The sequence below is a fragment of the Streptomyces sp. NPDC041108 genome (assembly GCF_055592645.1).
In genome coordinates this window covers 99,707-117,713 of sequence record NZ_JBVIYK010000008.1, presented here as the reverse complement: position 1 = coordinate 117,713, position 18,007 = coordinate 99,707, and the positions used below count along the sequence as shown (strand labels likewise).

The window sequence follows — 18,007 nt, the reverse complement described above, 5'->3', positions numbered from 1 at the left end:
AGCCGGCGCGGCGGGATTCAGCCGGCCGCCTGCGAGGGGGGCGGGGTGCTCGCCGCGACGGACGGCGACGGCTTCCTCCGGTTCTGGTTGAACTCGGCGACATTGCGCAGGTGTTCCTGGTAGTTCGCGGTGAAGCGGGTGTCGCCCGGTTTGACCGTGACGAAGTACAGCCAGTCGCCCGACGCCGGGTTGACCGCCGCGCGCATCGCCGCCACGCCCGGGTTGGCGATCGGCGTGGGCGGCAGGCCCATGCGCCGGTAGGAGTTGTACGGGCTGTCGATCTTCGTGTCGTTCACGCTGGTGTCCAGCGTGGAGCGGTTCAGCGCGTAGTTGATGGTGGAGTCCATCTGCAGCGGCATCCCGCGCTCCAGCCGGTTGAAGACGACGCGGGCCACCCGGCCCATGTCGTCCTCGGTGGCCGCCTCGGCCTGGATGATGCTCGCGATCGTGACCGCCTGGTAGACGTTCATCGCGTTGCGCTGGGCCCCGGCCGTGACCTGGCCGCCGTTGAACCTCTTGTTGGCGGTCTCGACCATGGTCGCCAGCAGGGACTCGGGAGTCGCCTTCTCCCGCACGGGGTAGGTCGCCGGGAAGAGGTAGCCCTCCGGGTTGCCCTCGGCGTCGGCCGGCAGCGTCAGCTTGGCCTTGGACAGGGACTTCTTGGCCGATCCCGCGGGCAGGGCGAGGGCCTTGTCGATGGCTTCGTAGACCTGACCGGAGCGCCAGCCCTCCGGGATCACCAGTGACGCCGGGCGCTCGGCCGCGCCGCCACCGCTCTCCACGCTCAGCAGCGGCACCGCCACGGCGGTGGCCGCCACGACGGCCCCGGCCGCGATGAGGGCGGCCTGGCCCCGACGCGTCAGTCGAATCGTGCTCCGTGGCGGAGTGTTCATCTGCATGCGGGCACGGTAACCCGCATATCACCTCAAATCCGACATAACGCCGCATATCTTCATCTTGTCGGCTCCAGTTTCGGCACCTCGACCACCTCACGCCCGGGCGTCAGCCGCGCGTCCCGTCGGACGAGGGCCGCGTACCGCCCGCCCCGCTCCATCAGCTCTTCGTGCGTACCGCGCTCCACCGCGCGGCCGGCGTCCAGGACGACGATCTGGTCGGCGTCCCGGACCGTGGAGAGGCGGTGGGCGATGGTGACGGTGGTGCGGTCGGCCGAGAGCGCGTCGATGGCCTGCTGCACGGCATGCTCGGTGCGGGTGTCGAGGGCGCTCGTCGCCTCGTCGAGGATGAGGACCGGCGGGTCGCGCAGGATGGTGCGGGCGATGGCGAGGCGCTGCTTCTCACCGCCGGAGAAGCGGTGTCCGCGTTCACCGACGACCGTGTCGTAGCCGTCGGGCAGTGCCGCGATGTGGTCGTGGATCTGGGCCGCCCGCGCCGCCGCGTGCAGTTCCTCGTCGGTGGCGTCCGGCTTGGCGAAGCGCAGGTTGTCGGCGACCGAGGCGTGGAAGAGGTACGTCTCCTGGGAGACGACGCCGATGCCACGGGCCAGCGTGTCGAAGTCCAGGTCCCGCACGTCGACCCCGTCGAGGGTGACCCGGCCGCCCGTGACGTCGTACAGCCTGGGCACCAGAGCGCCGAGCGTGGACTTGCCGGCGCCGGTCGGCCCCACGACGGCGAGGCTGCCGCCGGCCGGGACGGTGAGGTCGATGCCGTCGAGGATCGGACGTCGGCGGGCTTCGCCGCCGCGCTCGCCGCCCTCGCCATGGCCATGGCGGTCACCGTGGTCGGTGTCGTAGCGGAACTCGACGTTCTCGAAGCGGACCTCTCCCTTGACCCGGTCGAGGTGGACGGGGTCCTCGGGCTCGGTGATGTCGATGGGCAGGTCGAGGTACTCGAAGATGCGCTGGAAGAGGGCGAGCGAGGCCTGGATCTGGACGCCGGTGGACAGCAGGCTCACGGTCGGCCGGAACAGGTTCTGCTGGAGCGAGACGAAGGCCACGAGCGTACCGACCGACACGGACGGGCCGCCCAGCTGCAGGGCGACACCGGCACTCCAGTAGATGACGGCGGGCATCGCGGACATGACGACGGTGATGACGGCCATCCGCCAGCGCCCGGCCATGTTGGACCTGACCTCCAGGTCGACGAGCCCCTCGGACTCCTCGGCGAAGGACCTGGTGAGCGAGTCGGCGCGGCCCATCGTGCGTCCGAGCAGGATGCCGCTGACGGACAGCGACTCGGTGACCGTCGCGGCCATGGCGGCCATCTGGTTCTGGCGCTGGGTGGTGATCTTCTTGCGTTCGTTGCCGACCCGGCGGCTTATCCACACGAACAGCGGCAGCAGGAGCAGGGTGACCACGGTGAGCCGCCAGTCCAGGGCGACCATCGCGACGACGGTGGCGACCACGCTGGTGGTGTTGGAGACCAGGGACGTCGCGGTGGAGGTGACGGTCGCCTGCATGCCGCCGATGTCGTTGGCGATACGGGACTGGACCTCGCCGGTCCGGGTCCGGGTGAAGAAGGCGAGCGACATGCGCTGCAGCCGGCCGTAGACGGCGGTGCGCAGATCGTGCATGACGCGCTGGCCGACGGTCGTGGAGATCAGGGTCTGCAGGACGCCGAAGATGCTGGTGAGGACCGCGCTCAGGATCATGCCCAGCGCGAGCAGGCTCAGCAGACCGGTGCGGCCCTCGGGGATCGCGGTGTCGAGTATCTCCTTGAGGAGAAAGGGTGTGGCGACCGACGCGAGCGAGGCGGCCCCGACGAGCAGGCCGACGATCGCGAGCCGGCCGCGGTAGGGGCGGAAGAGTTTCAGGATGCGGCGTACCTGTCGTGGCTGTTCCGGCGCGGGGCCGGACGGCACCCAGGTGGGTTCGTGTTCGGGACGCATGGGCTCCTACGGGAGGTGAGGACGGAGGGACGAGTGAGCTGTGGACCGGCTCACGGAGCCTAGCTCATTGTTACCTATACTCACAATGAACATGGTCCTGATATTGTTCCCGTATGACCACCCCCGACGCCGACGGGCCGCTCGCCGAGCAGTTGCTGCGGCTCACCCGCCGCGTGCACCGCATCCAGAAGCGCCACCTCCAGCAGAGCGGGTTGGAGATCACCCCGGCGCAGTCCCGGCTGCTGCGCACGCTGGCGCACTACGACACGCCACCGCGCATGGCCGATCTGGCCGAGCGGCTGGAGGTCGTACCCCGGGCCGTGACGACGCTGGTCGACGCGCTGGAGGAGAGCGGCCGGGTGCGCCGGGTACCGGATCCCACCAACCGTCGGGTGATCCGGATAGAGGTCACGGACGAGGGCCGCAAGGTGCTGCGGGAGCTGCACCACGCTCGGCGGTCGGCGGCGGAGGAGATCCTCGCACCGCTGTCCGACGATCAGCGGGGAGTGCTCGGCGGGCTGCTCGACACACTGATCGACGGGGCACCGGTGGCGGAGCGGCGCTGCTGAGTCGCGGGCGCGCGGAGCGTGACTCGCGGGCGCGCAAAGGTGACTCGCGGGCGCGCGCAAAGGCCCGGCGCGGAGTGCCGCGCCGGGCCTGTCGTATGCGCGAGGTGTCCGCGCGGGTCGTAGGGGCGGGTGGCTGGGGCGGGTGGTACGCGCGGGTCGCAGGACGGGCGGTCAGCTCACCTCGGGTGCGGGCTCCCTCGCCTCGGTCTTGGAGAGCGCGGGTGCCCCTGTCCTCGCGGGGGCCTCGGCACCCTCGGTGGGGGCAGCGGCAGGGGGCACGGCGGCAGCAGGCAGGGGCCGGGCCGGCGCGTTCGCGTCCGTGGTGGGCTCGTCGTCCTCCTCCACGAACCGGAGTTCCCCGTCGAGCATCTTCTTCGCACGGTCGGTGTCCAGCGCCCCCTCCCACTTCGACACCGCGAAGACGGCGACGCAGTTGCCGAGGAGGTTGGTGACGACACGCATCGAGTCCATGATGCGGTCGACACCGAGCAGGAGCGCGACGGCTCCGGCGGGGATGGCGCCGAGCGAGGACGCCGTGGCCGACAGGGCGAGGAAGGCCGAACCGGGGATGCCGGCCATGCCCTTGCTGGTCAGCATCAGCACCAGGATGACGGTGATCTGCTGGCTCAGGCTGAGGTCCACGCCCACGGCCTGCGCGATGAACAGCGTGCCGATGGAGAGATAGATGGACGCGCCGTCGAGGTTGAAGGAGTACCCGGTGGGCAGCACCAGACCCACGGCGTCGTCGCGGGCGCCGGCCTGCCGCAGCTTCTGCATCATGCGCGGCATGACGCTCTCGCTGGAGGCGGTGCCCAGCGCCAGCAGCATCTCCGCCCGGGTGTAGCGGACGAACTTCCACAGGCTCAGCCCGGTCATCAGCTTCAGCGCGACGCCCAGCAGCACGAGGAAGACGAGCGCGACGGCGTAGCAGAGGACGATCAGCTTGGCGTAGGTCTTCATCACACCGAGGCCGTACTCGCCGACCAGGTGGACCATCGCGCCGAACACGGCGAGCGGGGCCAGCTTCATGACGAAGCCGACGATCGCGAAGATGACCTCCTGGGCCTGCTCGACGGCGGGCAGGATCTTGGGCACCTTGGTGTGGCCGAGGTGCAACAGCGCGGCGCCGACGAGGCAGGCGAGCACGAGCACCTGGAGCAGCGAGTTCTCGGCGAACGCGCCGATCGCGCTCTGCGGCAGCGCGTTCAGGATGAACTCGCCCGTCGTCGGCAGGTCACCGCCGGCGGTCTTCGCGTCGACCGCCGAGGCGTCGAGCTTCGAGGGGTCGACGTTCATGCCCGAACCGGGGCCGACGACGTTGGCGGCGATCAGGCCGATGAGCAGCGCGGCCGTCGAGGCCACCTCGAACCAGATCAGGGCCTTGAGCCCGATCCGTCCGAAGGCCCTGAGATTGCCGGCCTTGGCGATGCCGACGACGACCACGCAGAACACCAGCGGCGAGATGACGGTCTTGATCAGGCGGATGAAACCGTCGCCGAGCGGCTGGAAGGTCGTGGCCGTGTCCGGCCACAGCCTTCCGACGACGATTCCGAGCACAAGCGCCACTCCGACTTGTGCGAAGAGCGAGGTACGCAGCATGCGTGCGACGCGACGCGGCAGGGACGGTACGGACTGCGGCACGGGCACTCCTCCGAAGGGACTTTCTGGCATGCGGAAAAGTACTTCCGCGTTGATCACTATCGGGGAGTCACCGCTCACGAGGAAGACCGCCGTGTTTCGTCGCGGTAAATCATCGAACAGACGTCACATCGCACGCATTCGGCGTCAACAGCCCATCCGGTCCTCCGTCAGCACTCCCTGTACGGAGACCAGCGACCGGTCGTAGCAGCCGTCCGATCCGTACCTCCGGTAGCGCTCACCGGTCGTGCCGACCGCGTGCCGCTGGTCGCGCGGCACGTTCGCCGTGTACGTGGCGTCGCCCGTGTAGGTGTCGTCGAGCCGGGACCACGCCGTGCGCCGCCCACCCCACAGCTCGGTGGTCCTCGCCCGGTCGCCGAGCGTGAGCACGGTCCGCAGCCGGTCACCCGCGCCGAGCGTCGTCGTTCCGTCCATCGTGTACGACCGCTGGACACGGGTCGTCCGGGCCCGCCCGGGCCCGTCGACGGTGACCGTCTCGTCGTCGCTCCACCGCGCGTCGAGCGCGTCGGGGTTCTCACCGTCGGACCAGGTGTGCGTGGAGGTGTTGGCGAGACTGCGCCGCACGGTCGTCGTCACCCGGCCGTGCGAGGTGTCCACGTACCCGGCGACGGTCAGCCGGTGGCCACCCCTGGTGTCGACGCGGTGCTCCGCGCCGGGCGTGTACGTGGACGAGCCGGTGAGGCCGCCCGCCTCCGCCTTCGTCAGGGCGCCGGTGACGTGCTCGCTCCTCTCGTCCTGCCAGACGAGGACGTTGACCGGGGTGCTCCAGCCGGTCCGCCCCTCGGGCACCCCGACGACGGAGACCTCGATCCGGTGCGGGCGGCCGTCGTTGAGCAGGCCCGCGAAGGGGGTGAGGTCGTAGCGCAGGGGCTGGACGTCGAAGGCCCGGGGCCCGGGGACGACGTACCAGAGGAAGGGGTTGGACCAGCCACCCGTCCACACGTTCGGGAAGGGGGCGGCGATTCCGGCCAGTTGCCCGTCCACCGCGATCCGCACCTCGCGGTAGGGCCCCTCGTCCGCCGTGCAGGAGTACGGTGCCCCTGCGGGCACCGTCAGATACCAGTACTCCTCGCAGCCGCCCCCCGACCCGGTCGCGTAGACCTCGGCGACGACGCGCTCGCTGTTGCGCGGGGTGGTGAGGGCGTGGTCGTCCCCGAGGGTGAGGACGCGGTCGGGGATCGTCGCCGCCGTCCTCGCGTCGGGCCGGCCCGTGTAGAAGGTCAGCGTGGCCCTGACGTCGAGGATGCCGGTGTAGGTGTCGTCGACGACGTTGCCGATGAGCATCTCCACGGGCTGCGTGGTGCGCAGGGTCTCGGCGTAGCGCGTGACGTCCTTCTGCACGGACCACTCGATGCCGTCGGGCGAGGGCTGCGGCGTGGACGTCCGGAGGACCTCAACGCCGCCGATGCGCAGATGGCCGAGACGGTCGAACTGACGGCCCTTCACCTTGCCGTCCAGCCGCAGGACGACCTTGCTCCACCTCTTCCCGCAGGCCCCGGGTGGTGCGTAGGTCCCCCGGTACGGGGTGAAGTCCTTGAACCGGGCTTCGGCGACCGTCACCTCGCACGACCTGCCGTGCGCGGGCTCGGTGACGGGCGGGGCGGCGGTGACGGGGTCGTGCCAGTCCGTGCCGAACTCGGCGGGCACGTCGGCGGACCGGGCCGTCCCGGCCCCGAGGAGGGTGCCCACCAGGAGGGTCGCTCCGGTGAACATGGACATGAAGATCCGGCTTCTCATGGCCGGAGTTCTACGGCGCGTGGATGTGCCGCCACAACGCGATCTCCGGCCACAAGCGTGCGCCGTGTCTCAGGCCTTCAGCGCCGCCCTGTCCCCCATGACGATCACCGGGTGCCGGGCCGGATCGAGCGTGCGCAACAGGTACTCCATCCCCGACTTGGACAGGCTGACGCAGGCCGAGGTACCGCTGCCGTGGTCCATGTGCAGCCAGATGCTGCCGCCCTTCGACTGACCCTCGGGACGGGTCGGGTCGATCGGCGAGGTGCCCCTGACGCGGTTGTAGTCGATGGCGATCACATAGTCGAAATCGTGCCAGTGCGACTTGGCCCAGTAGTGCGGTGCCTGGAACGACGCCGACCGGCTGTACGGGAGCTTCGCGCCCGGGTCGGCGAGGACGCCGCCCGCGTCGCTGAGCGTGAACACACCGACGGGGCTGCGCTTGTCGCCCTCCCGGTGGTCGCCGGTCCAGCCCTTCTTGCCGTTGTGGCCCTCCCAGCTGCGGGTCTTCTTCCAGACGGAGCCGCTCTTCGTGTACAGCACGACCGTCGCGTCGGCGTCGTCCTCGCCCTTTCCGTACACCGCCACGACCTGACGGGACTCGGCGGGGATCTGCTTCTGGAGACGGTCGCCGACGTCCGGGATCCGGGTCGGGTCCACGGTCCGCGTCTCGGAGCGGTCGGTCCCGCCGGACTTCTCGGCGCCGGTGTCCGACGTCGTCGCGCCGTTCGTGCCGTCCGAACCGCCGCATGCCGTCAGGGACATCACCAGCGCACCACAGACCACCACCGTGCACCGGACGCGACTCGCACCCCTCGTCACACGCGTGTTGCGCGCTCGGTGCGCGTCCGCGCCGCGCGCTCGGTACTCGTCCGCGTCACTCGTCTCGCCGGTTCGTCCCCGCATCGTCCCGCCTATTCGCATGCCGTCCATCGTCGCACCGCTCACCGGACGGAGGTGTCCGCCGGCCCGCGAGCCGGGCCTCACCCGGGTGGTCCAGGCCGAAACTTTGCCCGGGACCGGAAAACCGTTTGCTTCCGACCGTGCCGCGACGCGAACCTTTCACGGCCGGTCGTCGCACTCACGGCCCCTTCAACGGCGGGTCGTCGGGTTCAACGACCCCTTTCTCCCCACTTCGCCTCCCCCTCCCCCCACCCTGACACGAGCCTCTGGGACGTCATGCAGATTCAAGACCTTCCGTATGCAGATCCGGGCGTACCGGACGCACGCTCGGGTCCACGATTTTTGTGGTGGCTCGGCCGCAATCAGCTCGGCGGACAGTTCAAGGCGCTGGCATGGGGGTTGCTGCACTTCACCTCCGTGGCCGCCCTGCCCTTCTGCGTCGGCCTCGCCATCCAGGCCGTGGTCGACCGCTCCGGCGCCCGGCTCGCCCTCGCGGGCGTGGTGCTGGTGCTGTGCGGATTCACCATCGCGCTGGGCGACACCTTCCTGCACCGCTCCGCCGTCACCAACTGGATCACCGCGGCCGCGCGCGTCCAGCAGTTGCTGGCCCGCAAGACGGCCCGGCTCGGCTCGGCGCTGACACGGCGGGTGGCCGCCGGTGAGATCGTCGCCGTCTCGACCGGTGACGTCGAGAGGATCGGCTGGTTCGTCGAGGCCGTCTCCCGGTTCACGGCCGCGGCCCTCACCGTGGTGCTCGTCTGCGTCGGCCTGGTTGTCTACCAGCCCGCGCTCGGCGTCGTCGTAGCCGTCGGCGTCCCCGTCCTCGCTCTGTCCGTGCTGCCGTTGCTGCCCCGCGCGACCCGGCGGGCCGACTTCCAGCGCGAAAAAGCGGGCCGTGCCACCGAACTGGCCTCCGACACCGTGGCGGGCCTGCGCGTCCTGCGCGGCATCGGAGGCGAGGACCTCTTCCTCGACCGCTACCGCCGGGCCTCCCAGGAGGTCCGCCACGCCGCCGTACGCAGCGCCCGGATGTGGGCCCTCATCTCCGGCCTGCAGGTGCTGCTGCCGGGGCTGCTGATGATCGCCGTCGTCTGGCACGGCGTGGGCCTCGCCCGCGAGGGCCGGATCACGATCGGCGAACTGGTCACCGTCTACAGCGCGGTCATGCTCCTCGCGTATCCGCTGCGGCACTTCGAGGAGATCGCGATGGCGTACTCCTTCTCCCGTCCGTCCGCCAAGAGGGCCGCCGGAGTGCTGTCGCTGGAACGGGCCACGGACACCGAAGGGGCCCGCGAGGCCGCCGTCCCCACCGGTGACCTGCACGACCCGGCGACCGGTCTGCTCGCACCCGCCGGGTGTCTCACCGCGGTGGTGTGCGGCGACCCGGACGCGGCCGGCCGCCTGGCGGAACGGCTGGGCGGCCATGGCAGCGAGGAAGGCCCCTCCGTGCTGCTCGACGGCGTACCGCTCGACGAACTGCCCCTCGACTCCGCGCGCACCGCCGTCCTCGTCCAGGACAAGGACCCGGTGCTGCTCTCCGGAACGCTGCGCGAACTCCTCGACGTCCCCGCCTCGGGCGAGATCAGCGCCCCGGAGGCGCTGGCCGCCGCCCAGTGCGGTGACGTGCTGGAGGCGCTGATCCAGGGGTCGCTCGACGCCGCGGACCCGATGGACGCGCGGATCACCGAGCGTGGCCGGTCCCTGTCCGGCGGCCAGCGCCAACGCCTCGCACTGGCCAGGTCCCTGATCACGGACCCGGGTGTGCTGGTCCTGGACGAACCGACCTCCGCCGTCGACTCGCACACCGAGGCCCGGGTCGCCGACGGCATCCGCTCGCTGCGGGCAGGGAGCACGACGGTCGTGTTCACCTCCTCGCCCCTCCTCCTCGATCTCGCCGAACGCGTCGTCCTCGTGCACGAGGGCAAGGTCACGGCGGTCGGACTCCACCGCGACCTCGTGCGCGACGACTCCCGGTACCGGGCCGTCGTCACCCGCGAGACCGACGAGGAGACCTCCTCGGCCGGCAGGGCGGAGGAGAAGACCGTGCGGGCCGCCGGAGCCGCCTTCGCGGGCCGGCCGCCGGACCGCAGGACCGCCCTCAGCGATGTGCTGGACGAACTGGAAGAAATCGAGGAGACCGCATGATCGGTGTGGCGCCCCCGGCCTACGACCCGGCCGCCCCGACGACGGCGAGCACCCTTCCCGTCGGCGCCCCCGCGACCGTACGGGCCTACGTGGCCGAACTGTTCCGCCGGCACCGTCGGGCCTTCGTCGTGCTCATCACCGTCAACACGATCGCCGTGGTCGCCTCGATGGCGGGCCCCTATCTGCTCGGCGCCCTCGTCGAACGTGTCTCCGACGGGGCCCGCGAGCTCCATCTGGAACTCACGACGACGGTCTTCGTCGTCGCCCTCCTCGTCCAGGCCGTCTTCGTACGGGAGGTACGACTGCGCGGCGCCATGCTCGGTGAGCGGATACTGGCCGACCTCCGCGAGGACTTCCTCGTCCGGTCGGTCGGACTGCCCCCTGGCGTCCTGGAACGCGCCGGCACGGGCGACCTGCTCTCCCGCATCACCACCGACATCGACCGGCTCGCCAACGCCATGCGCGAGGCCGTGCCCCAGCTGGCGATCGGCGTCGTGTGGGTGGCCCTCCTTCTCGGCGGGCTCGCCGTGACCGCGCCCCCGCTGGCGCTGACCGTACTGCTGGCCCTGCCGCTGCTGGTGCTCGGCTGCCGCTGGTACTTCAGGCGTGCCCCCTCCGCCTACCGGTCGGAGTCCGCCGGGTACGCCGCAGTCGCCGCCGTGCTCGCGGAGACCGTGGACGCCGGCCGCACGGTCGAGGCCCACCGCCTCGGCACGCGCCGTATCGAGCTGTCGAACCAGCGCATCCGGGAATGGACCGCCTGGGAGCGGTACACCCTGTGGCTGCGCTCGGTGCTCTTCCCCGTCATCAATGTCACGCACACCACCGTCCTCGGCTCGGTGCTGATCGTCGGCGGGGTGTTCGTCCTGCAGGGCTGGATCGGACTCGGCCAGCTGACCACCGGCGCGCTCATCGCCCAGATGCTCGTCGACCCCCTCAACCTGATCCTCCGCTGGTACGACGAGCTGCAGGTCGCCGAGGTGTCGCTGGCCCGTCTGGTCGGCGTGCGGGACATCGAGCCGGACGCGGGTGACCCGGCCGTGGCCCCCGACGGACGCCATGTCCACGCCGACCAGGTGCGCTTCGGGTACCGCGAGGGCGTCGACGTGCTGCGCAAGGTGTCCCTGGAGGTCGCTCCGGGCACCCGGCTCGCTCTCGTCGGTCCGTCCGGCGCGGGCAAGTCGACCCTGGGCAGGCTCCTCGCCGGGATCTACGCCCCCCGCGACGGCCGCGTCACCCTGGGCGGCGCCGAGCTGTCCCGGATGCCCGCCGAGGACGTCCGCTCCCATGTGGCGCTGGTCAACCAGGAGCACCATGTGTTCGTCGGCTCGCTGCGCGACAACCTGCTCCTCGCCCGCACGGGCGCACAGGACGCCGAGCTGTGGGCGGCGCTGGACGCGGTCGACGCCGACGCCTGGGCGCGGGCTCTGGAGGAGGGGCTGGACACCGAGGTCGGCTCCGGCGGGTTCGCGCTCACCCCCGCGCAGGCCCAGCAGATCGCGCTGGCCCGCCTGGTCCTCGCCGACCCGCACACGCTGGTCCTGGACGAGGCGACCTCGCTCCTCGACCCGCGCGCGGCACGCCATCTGGAACGCTCCCTGGCCCGTGTCCTCGACGGCCGCACCGTCGTCGCCATCGCCCACCGCCTGCACACCGCCCATGACGCCGACGTCATCGCCGTCGTCGAGAACGGGCGCGTGAGCGAACTGGGCAGCCACGACCAGCTGGTCGAGGCGGACGGCGCGTACGCCGCCCTGTGGAGGTCGTGGCACGGCTGACGATCGCACGCGCGGGCCGGGCACGGCTGACGGCCGCACGGCCGTGCCCGGCACGGGTGCGGTGGCCCGCGGCGGGGAGGTGCCTCCGGCCCGGCCCCGGACCAGGGGCGGCCGCGGGGCCGCTTGGACCCGGCGACACCCCCGCCGGGCCCGCAAGGCAGGCAGCGTGTACGGGCGGCGGCCCACTGGTCCGGCGGCCGCGGGCCCGCTGCCGTTGCGCTTTGCCGAACGCGAGTGGAAGGCTGGTGGTGGGCACTGATTCGGGGGACGCCCGTGAACCGCCCGGTTCACGGGGTCCGGGCCGTCGCCCAGCGGTCCGGGCGCCCACCGTCGCCGAACGGTGGCACCGGGCCCGTCCCACCACTGGAGGTACCCGTGGACAGAGTCGGCGGCTGGGGAGACGACGTCTACCAGCCAGACGGATCCGAGGTCCAGGACGACGCGGGGCTGCTGGACGCCGAGGACACCCTGCTCGCCGACGGTGTGCCCGACCCGCTCGACCGGGGCTGGTCCCCGCCGGAGCGGCCGTGGGCGGTGGAGCACACCGGTGTGACGGCGGCGGAGCGGCTGCGCGGCGAGACCCTGGAGCAGCGCCTCGCCGAGGAGCTCCCGGACATCGCCTACCCCGACGGGGACGGTATCGGCGACTCCCAGGACACCGACGGCGAGCCCCTGGACAACGAGGTGGGTGCCTTGCGCTCCGGTCGCCTCGTCGCTCCCGACGAGGGCGCGCACGAGGACGAGGAGAGCGGGCTGATCGCCAGCGACGTCGGCATCGACGGGGCCGCCGCCTCCGCCGAGGAGGCGGCGATGCACATCGTGGACGAGGACTCCCAGTCCGGCTGACCCGGCTCCCGAAGGTTCGGCCGGGGGCGGCCGGCGCCTCAGATGACGTTCAGCGCCGCCGCCGCGCCCACGCCTCCGAGCACCATGAAGACCGGCATCAGCACCCGCAGCTCCACCCAGCTGCCGGCCCGGAACCGCATGGCCTTCGGCGGCCCCAGGGGGTACCAGCGCTTGCGCCCGATCGGTATGGGCCACAGGACCGGGCAGCCCGACACGGTCAGCGAGTCCCCGATGTCGTGCACCAGCGCGCCGAGCACGATCGGCAGCCCCAGCCAGAGATACTCCTGGCCCGGCTGAGTGAACAGCCAGTCCGCCCCGTTGCCCGGTTTGTCCAGGACGCCCGCGATGATCCAGGCGCTGGTGGCGGCCAGCAGCCACACCAGCACATCGCTGCTCGAACCCCGCGCCGCCCGCCACAGCAGACCTTCGATGGCCAGCACCATGTGCACGAACAGGATGGCCAGTACCGCCCAGCGTCCCCCCGTGATGGCGAGGCCGGATGCGCCCGCTCCGAGCAGCACGGCCCACAGCCAGGTGTGCGTGAGTGTGCGATGCCCGCCCGAGCGTCGCGGGTCGCCCTGCTTCTTCGTCGCCTTGTAGACGGCGTAGGAGAGCTTGTCGACGATCTCGCACACCCACCGGGACAGTGGTCCGAAGGAGCGGGAGATCGTGGCCGCCTTGTGGTCCAGGTCCGGGGCGAGCGCGGCACCCGCGCAGATCAGCGCACCTGCCAGGAGAACCGGCCAGGGCATGGTGTGCCCGGTGGCGGCCGCCGCGGCCCCTACGCCGAGCCAGGCCGCGGCTCCCGACAGTGAGTGTGCTGGTCCCATCATGGCCGTGCCCCGTCCCATTCCGTTCGTGCCGCTGTCCAGGCGCGTTGTGCCGCTGTCCAGTTGTCCAGGTGCGCTGACGTTCCGTCGGCGCCACAGCGTAGCGTTCGCGATCTTCGGTCCGGCATCCGATTCCCCCATCCGCCGTCCGGGCAGGCAAGATGGGGTCGTGACCCTCATCGATCAGCTGCCGCGGACCGCCGACCCCGACGCCCTCTACGAAGCCTTCGAGGCGTGGGCCCAGGAACGCGGTCTCACCCTCTACCCGCATCAGGAGGAGGCGCTCATCGAGGTGGTCTCCGGCGCCAACGTGATCGTGTCGACGCCCACCGGCTCGGGCAAGAGCATGATCGCGGCGGGCGCGCACTTCGCGGCCCTCGCCCGGAACGAGGTCACCTTCTACACGGCCCCGATCAAGGCACTCGTCTCGGAGAAGTTCTTCGAGCTGTGCAAGATCTTCGGCACCGAGAACGTCGGCATGCTCACCGGCGACGCCTCCGTGAACGCCGACGCCCCCGTCATCTGCTGTACCGCGGAGGTGCTGGCGTCCATCGCCCTGCGCGACGGCAAGCACGCCGACGTCGGCCAGGTCGTGATGGACGAGTTCCACTTCTACGCGGAGGCCGATCGCGGCTGGGCGTGGCAGATCCCGATCCTGGAGCTGCCGCAGGCCCAGTTCATCCTGATGTCGGCGACGCTCGGCGACGTCTCGATGTTCGAGAAGGACCTGACCCGGCGCACCGGCCGCCCCACCTCGGTGGTCCGCTCGGCGACCCGTCCGGTGCCCCTCTCCTACGAGTACGTCCTGACACCATTGACGGAGACGCTCACGGAGCTGCTCGCCACGAGGCAGGCTCCCGTCTACATCGTGCACTTCACCCAGGCCCAGGCCGTGGAGCGCGCCCAGGCGCTGATGAGCATCAACATGTGCACGCGCGAGGAGAAGGACCGGATCGCCGAGCTCATCGGCAACTTCCGCTTCACCACCAAGTTCGGCCGCAACCTCTCCCGTTACGTGCGGCACGGTATCGGTGTGCATCACGCCGGCATGCTGCCCAAGTACCGGCGGCTGGTGGAGAAGCTGGCCCAGGCCGGTCTGCTGAAGGTCATCTGCGGGACGGACACGCTGGGCGTCGGTGTCAACGTGCCCATTCGCACCGTGCTGTTCACCGCGCTCACCAAGTACGACGGCAACCGGGTGCGGACGCTTCGGGCCCGGGAGTTCCACCAGATCGCGGGCCGTGCCGGGCGGGCCGGCTTCGACACGGCGGGCTACGTGGTGGGGCAGGCACCCGAGCACGTCATCGAGAACGAGAAGGCTCTCGCCAAGGCCGGCGACGACCCGAAGAAGCGCCGCAAGGTGGTCCGCAAGAAGGCTCCCGAGGGGTTCGTCGCCTGGTCGGACAGCACCTTCGAGAAGCTGATCGTCTCGGACCCGGAACCGCTCACCTCCCGCTTCCGCGTCACCCACACGATGCTGCTGTCGGTGATCGCCCGGCCGGGCAACGCCTTCGACGCGATGCGTCATCTGCTGGAGGACAACCACGAGCCGCGCAAGCAGCAGCTGCGGCACATCCGCCGGGCGATCGCGATCTACCGCTCGCTCCTGGACGGAGGCATCGTCGAGAAGCTCGACGAGCCGGACGCCGAGGGCCGCATCGTCCGGCTGACGGTCGATCTCCAGCAGGACTTCGCGCTCAACCAGCCGCTGTCCACCTTCGCGCTGGCCGCGTTCGAGCTGCTGGACCCGGAGTCCCCGTCGTACGCCCTCGACATGGTCTCCGTCGTGGAGTCGACGCTGGACGATCCGCGGCAGATCCTGGCCGCCCAGCAGAACAAGGCACGCGGTGAGGCCGTGGCCGCGATGAAGGCGGACGGGGTCGAGTACGAGGAGCGCATGGAGCGGCTCCAGGACATCAGCTACCCCAAGCCGTTGGAGGAACTGCTCTTCCACGCGTACAACACCTACCGCAAGAGCCACCCCTGGGTGGGCGACCATCCGCTGTCGCCCAAGTCGGTGATCCGGGACATGTACGAACGTGCCATGTCCTTTACGGAGTTGGTGTCCCACTACGAGCTGGCCCGCACCGAGGGCATCGTGCTGCGCTACCTCGCCGGCGCCTACAAGGCCCTCGACCACACCGTCCCCGACGATCTGAAGTCGGACGACCTGGAGGATCTGATCGCCTGGCTCGGTGAGATGGTGCGCCAGGTCGACTCCAGCCTCCTCGACGAGTGGGAGAAGCTCGCCAACCCCGAGGAGATGACGGCCGAGGAGGCCCAGGAGAAGGCCGACCAGGTCAAGCCGGTCACCGCCAACGCGCGCGCCTTCCGTGTCCTCGTCCGCAACGCCCTGTTCCGCCGTGTCGAACTCGCCGCCCTCGACCAGGTGGGCGAACTGGGTGAGATGGACGCCGAGTCCGGCTGGGACGCCGAGCGGTGGGGGGAGGCGATGGACAGGTACTGGGACGAGTACGAGGAGCTCGGCACGGGCCCCGACGCCCGTGGCCCCCGGCTGTTGATGATCGAGGAGGAGCCGCAGAACGGGCTGTGGCGCGTCCGGCAGACCTTCGCCGACCCGAACGGCGATCATGACTGGGGCATCAGCGCGGAGATCGACCTCGCGGCCTCCGACGCCGAGGGACGCGCGGTCGTCAAGGTCACCGACGTCGGTCAGCTGTGAGCACAGGAGAGGCCAGTACATGACGACCAACCCCGCCGAGCGGCTTGTCGACCTGCTCGACCTGGAGCAGATCGAGGTCAACATCTTTCGCGGGCGCAGCCCGCAGGAGTCCCTGCAGAGGGTCTTCGGCGGCCAGGTCGCCGGCCAGGCGCTGGTGGCCGCCGGCCGCACCACCGAGGGCGACCGCCCGGTGCATTCGCTGCACGCGTACTTCCTTCGTCCGGGCCGGCCGGGGGTGCCGATCGTGTACCAGGTCGAGCGGGTCCGCGACGGGCGGTCGTTCACCACGCGCCGGGTCACCGCCGTGCAGCAGGGCCGCACGATCTTCAATCTGACCGCCTCCTTCCACAAGCCTGAAGAGGGGAGCTTCGAGCACCAGTTGCCGCCCGCCCGGAAGGTGCCGGACCCCGAGTCGCTGCCGACGGTGTCGCAGGAGATCACCGAGCATCTGGGCGCGCTGCCGGAGCAGTTGGAACGCATGGCCCGGCGTCAGCCCTTCGACATCCGCTATGTCGACCGGCTGCGCTGGACCCCCGAAGAGGTCGAGAACGCCGAACCGCGCAGCGCGGTGTGGATGCGGGCCGTGGGACCGCTGGGGGACGACCCGCTCGTGCACACCTGCGCACTGACCTACGCCAGCGACATGACGCTCCTGGACGCCGTCCGGATCCCGGTCGAGCCCCTGTGGGGGCCCCGCGGCTTCGACATGGCGTCGCTGGACCACGCCATGTGGTTCCACCGGCCGTTCCGCGCGGACGAGTGGTTCCTGTACGACCAGGAGTCACCGATCGCGGTGGGCGGCCGGGGGCTGGCCCGCGGCCGCATCTACGACCTGGAGGGTCGCCTGCTGGTGTCGGTCGTCCAGGAAGGGTTGTTCCGCAAGCTCGGCGGCTGACCGGCCGGCCGACGGGCGGGGCCCGCGGCGGAGCCGGCCCAGCAGGCCGCGCAGTCCCTCGGGTGCCGTGCCCGCCGTCGGCCGCGGAACTCCAGGACGCCGCCCGGCCCTGGCCCGGCTCCGCCCCGGTGTTCCGCGCCGGGCGGTGGTGGGCGCGGGCACCTTCCGACGTGACCGCGGCGCGAGGCGGTGGGCGCGGGCCTCGGCGAGGGCCTGCAGGAGGTCGGTGCGCAGCCACGCGATCTCATCGGGATCGTCCGCCGTCATGATCCCCGCGATGATCCGCGCGGCGGGCGAGTCGGGAGGGGACTGGTCGGCCCGGAAGGGCCGGTGGTGGTTCAGTTCGGCGCGTTCGTAGGGGTCCTGGACGATCTGCGCGACCTGGATCGGATCGAGCAGGGAGGCCGGGGCCGCGGCGCGCCTCCAGGGGTCGTCGGACTGCCGCAGCAGAAATCCGAGTTGGCGCCCTCGCCAGTTCCGGGGGCGCAGGTCCAGTCCCGCTCCCAGCTGCCCCCTCGCGTCCTGCGGCATGCGGCCCGTCAGCCATCGGGCGTTCTTCTCGTCGGCCGCGAACTGCCGCAGTTCGGCCGCCAGATAGAGCCAGACCACGGTTCGGTAGCGGTTCAGGGAGAACGTGACCGGCGTGACCAGCCCCAGTCGCGCGAGGCGGGTGAAACGCGAGACGGGCACGCCCAGGATCCGGGCCGCCGGGAGGGAACTCACGGCGTCGACGCGTTCCCGCAACGTTTCCGGGAAGCCCTTGTCGGCTCGGAGCCGGTCGATCTCCGCCCGTGCGATCCGGCGGGCTCCGCCTTCGTCGTCGACGACCGTGCGGAGGCATCCCAGGTGTACGGCGAGATCGAGTTCGCTTCGCTTCAGGCCCAGTTCGCGTGCGGCACGGCTGAATGCGAGGGTGCGGCCGCTCGCCCACGCCGGCGAAGGTGCCGGGGTCTGTGCCGGGGCCGTGCCCGGTGAATTGGACGTGGCGGTCGTGCTGTGCGTGGTGGATCGGGTGACGGTGTCGCCGGACATGCTGGTTCTCCCCGTGTGGTGCGGTGCTCGCGCCGGTCTCGCGCTCGCCTCGGGAAAAACCGTAGCCCGTTCGCCGAAAGTCGTGTTC

13 protein-coding genes are annotated in these 18,007 nt (G+C 71.0%); 6 read left to right on the top strand and 7 right to left on the bottom strand.

The window, feature by feature from the left end; all coding sequences use genetic code 11:
- Positions 1 to 17 precede the first annotated feature (17 nt).
- Positions 18 to 899 (bottom strand): endolytic transglycosylase MltG, encoded by an 882-nt coding sequence (gene mltG, locus ACZ6BB_RS23335; protein ID WP_471617103.1) that lies wholly within the window; start codon positions 897 to 899, stop codon positions 18 to 20.
- A gap of 53 nt (positions 900 to 952) precedes the next feature.
- The gene (locus tag ACZ6BB_RS23330) at positions 953 to 2,845 is read right to left on the bottom strand and encodes an ABC transporter ATP-binding protein (protein WP_471617102.1); all 1,893 of its coding nucleotides are present in this window, start codon (positions 2,843 to 2,845) and stop codon (positions 953 to 955) included.
- A 113-nt stretch (positions 2,846 to 2,958) separates the two neighbouring features.
- On the opposite strand from ACZ6BB_RS23330, the gene ACZ6BB_RS23325 reads away from it, so the two are divergent.
- Positions 2,959 to 3,414 (top strand): MarR family winged helix-turn-helix transcriptional regulator, encoded by a 456-nt coding sequence (locus tag ACZ6BB_RS23325; protein WP_059081802.1) that lies wholly within the window; start codon positions 2,959 to 2,961, stop codon positions 3,412 to 3,414.
- A gap of 171 nt (positions 3,415 to 3,585) precedes the next feature.
- Here ACZ6BB_RS23325 and ACZ6BB_RS23320 read toward each other — a convergent pair whose 3' ends face one another.
- The 3 genes from ACZ6BB_RS23320 to ACZ6BB_RS23310 form a co-directional block, all read right to left on the bottom strand.
- Positions 3,586 to 5,055, bottom strand: a complete 1,470-nt coding sequence (locus ACZ6BB_RS23320) for a cation:dicarboxylate symporter family transporter (RefSeq protein ID WP_471617101.1) — start codon at positions 5,053 to 5,055, stop codon at positions 3,586 to 3,588.
- Positions 5,056 to 5,199: 144 nt separating this feature from the next.
- A complete protein-coding gene (locus tag ACZ6BB_RS23315; protein ID WP_471617100.1) occupies positions 5,200 to 6,810 on the bottom strand; it encodes a peptide-N4-asparagine amidase in 1,611 nt (536 codons plus the stop codon).
- Positions 6,811 to 6,879: 69 nt separating this feature from the next.
- Positions 6,880 to 7,572 (bottom strand): hypothetical protein, encoded by a 693-nt coding sequence (locus ACZ6BB_RS23310; RefSeq protein WP_471617099.1) that lies wholly within the window; start codon positions 7,570 to 7,572, stop codon positions 6,880 to 6,882.
- Positions 7,573 to 7,986: 414 nt separating this feature from the next.
- On the opposite strand from ACZ6BB_RS23310, the gene ACZ6BB_RS23305 reads away from it, so the two are divergent.
- The 3 genes from ACZ6BB_RS23305 to ACZ6BB_RS23295 all read left to right on the top strand — a co-directional run bounded on the left by ACZ6BB_RS23305 (position 7,987) and on the right by ACZ6BB_RS23295 (position 12,479).
- Positions 7,987 to 9,855 carry an ABC transporter transmembrane domain-containing protein gene (locus ACZ6BB_RS23305; RefSeq protein WP_471617098.1) on the top strand — a complete coding sequence of 623 codons (1,869 nt, stop codon included), beginning with the start codon at positions 7,987 to 7,989 and terminating at the stop codon, positions 9,853 to 9,855.
- Positions 9,852 to 11,633, top strand: coding sequence for an ABC transporter ATP-binding protein (locus tag ACZ6BB_RS23300; RefSeq protein WP_471617097.1), 1,782 nt, complete (start codon positions 9,852 to 9,854; stop codon positions 11,631 to 11,633). Before ACZ6BB_RS23305 ends, ACZ6BB_RS23300 begins: the two co-directional genes overlap by 4 nt.
- A 375-nt stretch (positions 11,634 to 12,008) precedes the next feature.
- The gene (locus ACZ6BB_RS23295) at positions 12,009 to 12,479 is read left to right on the top strand and encodes a DUF5709 domain-containing protein (RefSeq protein WP_471617096.1); all 471 of its coding nucleotides are present in this window, start codon (positions 12,009 to 12,011) and stop codon (positions 12,477 to 12,479) included.
- Between the two features lie 38 nt (positions 12,480 to 12,517).
- Here ACZ6BB_RS23295 and ACZ6BB_RS23290 read toward each other — a convergent pair whose 3' ends face one another.
- Positions 12,518 to 13,312 carry a metal-dependent hydrolase gene (locus ACZ6BB_RS23290; protein ID WP_059081875.1) on the bottom strand — a complete coding sequence of 265 codons (795 nt, stop codon included), beginning with the start codon at positions 13,310 to 13,312 and terminating at the stop codon, positions 12,518 to 12,520.
- Positions 13,313 to 13,478: 166 nt separating this feature from the next.
- Here ACZ6BB_RS23290 and ACZ6BB_RS23285 point away from each other — a divergent pair, with 166 nt between their 5' ends.
- Together ACZ6BB_RS23285 and ACZ6BB_RS23280 are read left to right on the top strand one after the other, a co-directional pair.
- The gene (locus ACZ6BB_RS23285; protein WP_471617095.1) at positions 13,479 to 15,992 is read left to right on the top strand and encodes a DEAD/DEAH box helicase; all 2,514 of its coding nucleotides are present in this window, start codon (positions 13,479 to 13,481) and stop codon (positions 15,990 to 15,992) included.
- 19 nt (positions 15,993 to 16,011) lie between these two features.
- Positions 16,012 to 16,887 carry an acyl-CoA thioesterase gene (locus ACZ6BB_RS23280; protein ID WP_471617094.1) on the top strand — a complete coding sequence of 292 codons (876 nt, stop codon included), beginning with the start codon at positions 16,012 to 16,014 and terminating at the stop codon, positions 16,885 to 16,887.
- Here the strand turns inward: ACZ6BB_RS23280 and ACZ6BB_RS23275 are convergent.
- The gene (locus ACZ6BB_RS23275; RefSeq protein WP_471617093.1) at positions 16,774 to 17,919 is read right to left on the bottom strand and encodes a DUF6397 family protein; all 1,146 of its coding nucleotides are present in this window, start codon (positions 17,917 to 17,919) and stop codon (positions 16,774 to 16,776) included. The genes ACZ6BB_RS23280 and ACZ6BB_RS23275 overlap by 114 nt on opposite strands.
- Between the last annotated feature and the right edge of the window lie 88 nt (positions 17,920 to 18,007).

Bases quoted from the DNA above. Each gene is read 5' to 3' on its own strand.
- mltG (WP_471617103.1), bottom strand. From the start codon at position 899: ATGCAGATGAACACTCCGCCACGGAGCACGATTCGACTGACGCGTCGG.
- ACZ6BB_RS23330 (WP_471617102.1), bottom strand. From the start codon at position 2,845: ATGCGTCCCGAACACGAACCCACCTGGGTGCCGTCCGGCCCCGCGCCG.
- ACZ6BB_RS23325 (WP_059081802.1), top strand. From the start codon at position 2,959: ATGACCACCCCCGACGCCGACGGGCCGCTCGCCGAGCAGTTGCTGCGG.
- ACZ6BB_RS23315 (WP_471617100.1), bottom strand. From the start codon at position 6,810: ATGAGAAGCCGGATCTTCATGTCCATGTTCACCGGAGCGACCCTCCTG.
- ACZ6BB_RS23310 (WP_471617099.1), bottom strand. From the start codon at position 7,572: ATGTCCCTGACGGCATGCGGCGGTTCGGACGGCACGAACGGCGCGACG.
- ACZ6BB_RS23305 (WP_471617098.1), top strand. From the start codon at position 7,987: ATGCAGATTCAAGACCTTCCGTATGCAGATCCGGGCGTACCGGACGCA.
- ACZ6BB_RS23300 (WP_471617097.1), top strand. From the start codon at position 9,852: ATGATCGGTGTGGCGCCCCCGGCCTACGACCCGGCCGCCCCGACGACG.
- ACZ6BB_RS23290 (WP_059081875.1), bottom strand. From the start codon at position 13,312: ATGATGGGACCAGCACACTCACTGTCGGGAGCCGCGGCCTGGCTCGGC.
- ACZ6BB_RS23280 (WP_471617094.1), top strand. From the start codon at position 16,012: ATGACGACCAACCCCGCCGAGCGGCTTGTCGACCTGCTCGACCTGGAG.
- ACZ6BB_RS23275 (WP_471617093.1), bottom strand. From the start codon at position 17,919: ATGTCCGGCGACACCGTCACCCGATCCACCACGCACAGCACGACCGCC.